The sequence below is a fragment of the Kitasatospora sp. NPDC006697 genome (genome assembly GCF_042869935.1).
Lineage (GTDB): Bacteria > Actinomycetota > Actinomycetes > Streptomycetales > Streptomycetaceae > Kitasatospora.
Genome location: NZ_JBIAGU010000074.1, coordinates 1 through 2,888 on the forward strand (window position 1 = coordinate 1; position 2,888 = coordinate 2,888).

Consider the following 2,888-nt stretch of genomic DNA (forward strand, 5'->3'; position numbering starts at 1 on the left):
GGCTACAGCTACCTCCACAACGCCGTCGACGACCACTCCCGCCTGGCCTACAGCGAGATCCTCGCCGACGAGCGAAAGGAGACCGCCACCGCCTTCTGGAGCCGCGCCCAGGAATTCTTCGCCCACGCCGGGATCACCGTCCAGCGCGTGCTGACCGACAACGGCTCCTGCTACCGCTCCCAGCTATGGCGCGACGCCCTCGCGGCCGGCGGGATCGCGCACAAGCGCACCCGTCCCTACCGGCCCCAGACCAACGGCAAGGTCGAACGCTTCAAGTGCGCCACGAGGCGCTCTGTCGTATCCCCGGCATAGCCGGGAGGAAATCGGGAGGAGGTTCCTGGGCCTAATGGCTTACCCAAATCCGAAAGGTGAAGGGGACAAGAGCATGCCAGGAAACCGGCGGCCGGGTCCAGGCGTAAGGGACGGTGTGCCGGGAAGGCCCGCGTGATATGGCGAAGGCTTGATTGCTTGAATCCCAATCTCCAGGAGATGGAAGTTCACATCCACCGGAAAGACGCCTGAAACCGGTGCCGTCCCTGCGGAGGCCGCGTTGAACGGAATCCGCAACTCTCGGGGACAGGAGCGATGCCCAGTGAGGGCATTTAAGGAGATGAATGGGGCGCCTACGTCACGCTAGAACGTGCGACAGAGACGAACGTGGGATCGCCTAACGGGCGCGAGCCCCATGGCGACGGAGGCCCCGTAGTAGTCGCCGGAGTTACGACCGGCCAAGGAGGACGGGAAAGCCGTCCGCATCGGGCGAAGGGGGCCAGGTGATCGGACACCCTAGGGCGGGGAGGTATGCGAAATGCAGAGCGCCGAAACGGTGCTGGGTGTCCTGCGTGAGCGCGGCAGGCGCGGTCTGCCGTGTGGGGAACTGTATCGACAGATGTTCAACCCGCAGTTGTATCTGCTGGCCTATGGACGCATCTACTCCAACAAGGGGGCGATGACACCAGGGGCCACGCAGGAGACCGTGGACGGCATGTCGATGGGACGGATCAATCGCATCATCGATGCGATGCGTCACGAACGCTATCGATTCCGTCCGGTGAGGCGAGTTCATATCCCGAAGAAACAGAGCGGGAAAACTCGCCCTCTCGGCCTGCCCACTTGGTCGGACAAGCTCGTTGGCGAGGTGGTGCGTCTCCTATTGGAGGCGTACCACGACCCGACCTTCTCCGGCCGATCCCACGGATTCCGTCCCCGGAGGGGATGCCACACCGCACTGCGCGAAGTGGCCAACACCTGGACGGGGACGACCTGGTTCATCGAGGGCGACATCGCTGACTGCTTCGGAAGCCTGGACCACGGGGTCCTGCTCCGGGCCCTGGGCGAGAACGTCCACGACAACCGGTTCCTGCGGCTGGTGCGGAACATGCTGACAGCCGGATACCTGGAGGACTGGATCTGGCACACGACGCTCAGCGGAGCCCCGCAGGGCGGCGTGGCCTCACCGATCCTGTCCAACATCTACCTGCATAAACTGGACACGTTTGTTGAGAAGGAGCTAATCCCTAAATACACCCGAGGCGGTCTCCGAGCTCGCAGCTCGGAATACCGCAGGGTGGAATCGGCAATTGCACGAGCCCGACGAAAGGGCGACCGGGCCGAGGTTCGGTCTCTCTATCGGCGGCTGCACAGCTTGCCCAGCCAGGACCCTTATGATCCCGGCTACCGGCGGCTGCGGTACGTGCGGTATGCCGACGACACCCTTCTCGGGTTCGTTGGACCAAAGGCCGAGGCCGAGGAAATCAAACAGCGTCTGGCGACGTTCCTGCGTGAAGATCTCAAGCTGGAGCTGTCACAGGACAAAACGCTGATCACCCATGCCCGAACAGGCAGGGCGAGATTCCTCGGCTATGAGATCGCGACGGCGAGCACGGACCGCAGAACGCGGCGCCCTTCCGGGACGGACCGGCGAAACCGCCGTTCCCTCAACGGGGCGATCACTCTGCACGTGCCCAAAACAGTGATCAAGGCCAAATGCTCCCCGTATATGGCAGGCGGGAAACCCGCGTGCCAGAACTCTCTGGTGAACGAAACCGACTACGTCATCGTCGGTAAGTTCGCCGTCGAGTACCGGGGAGTCGTCCAGTACTACCTGATGGCCGGTGACGTCTTCCGACTTCACAGGCTGCGATGGGTCATGGAAACAGCAATGCTCAGGACCCTCGCAAGGAAGCACGGCTCAACGGTGTCGAAGATGGCGGCCCGCTTCAAGGCCAAGATCAACACCCTGCACGGGCCGCGCATTTGTTTCGAGGCGCGCATTCCTCGCGACAACAGGAAGGAACTGGTTGCACGGTTCGGAGGGATTCCCCTAAAGCGGCAGAAGACGGCCGAGTTGACCGACCGTCTGACCGGCCCCGTCTACCCGCAAAAGGAGTTGATCCGTCGACTTCAGGGAAATCGGTGCGAGGTTTGTGAACAGACTGGTGAGGTGGAGGTTCACCACATCAGGTCACTGAACGACCTCGCCCGACTTGACGGGCCATCCCCCGAATGGGCGAACCTCATGGCCAAGCGCCGGCGGAAGGCCCTCGTGGTCTGCGGCGCCTGCCACGAGCGGATCCACATCGGGAAGCCGAGCCCGACGCTCACGCAGTAGTCACTGGAGAGCCGGATGCTCGGAAACGGGCCAGTCCGGTTCGGAGGGAGGCCGAGCGGAAAAGGGCCTGCGCTGGCAGGCACCTCGCCGCTCGGCCGACCCTACCCGCACCCTGCTCGACGAGTGGGCATACGCCAGGCCCTACCGCACCGAGCAGGAGCGACGCGACGCATTCCCCGGATGGCTCCACACCTACAATCACCACCGCGGACACACCGCGCTCCAGGGCAAGCCTCCCGTCAGCCGCGTCACCAACCTCACGGGTCAGTACACCTAG

1 protein-coding gene and 2 pseudogenes are annotated in these 2,888 nt (G+C 63.6%); all 3 read left to right on the top strand.

The annotated features are described in order from the left end of the window. Nucleotides 1–273 (top strand): annotated as a pseudogene (locus tag ACFYNO_RS41130) (DDE-type integrase/transposase/recombinase); the annotation flags it as partial. Nucleotides 274–808: 535 nt separating this feature from the next. After that, nucleotides 809–2,611 (top strand): reverse transcriptase domain-containing protein, encoded by a 1,803-nt coding sequence (locus ACFYNO_RS41135; RefSeq protein ID WP_388023903.1) that lies wholly within the window; start codon nucleotides 809–811, stop codon nucleotides 2,609–2,611. Nucleotides 2,612–2,717: 106 nt separating this feature from the next. Continuing rightward, nucleotides 2,718–2,888 (top strand): annotated as a pseudogene (locus tag ACFYNO_RS41140) (integrase core domain-containing protein); the annotation flags it as partial.

Excerpts from the sequence above, each read along its gene's own strand:
- ACFYNO_RS41135 (WP_388023903.1), top strand. The coding sequence starts at position 809 with ATGCAGAGCGCCGAAACGGTGCTGGGTGTCCTGCGTGAGCGCGGCAGG.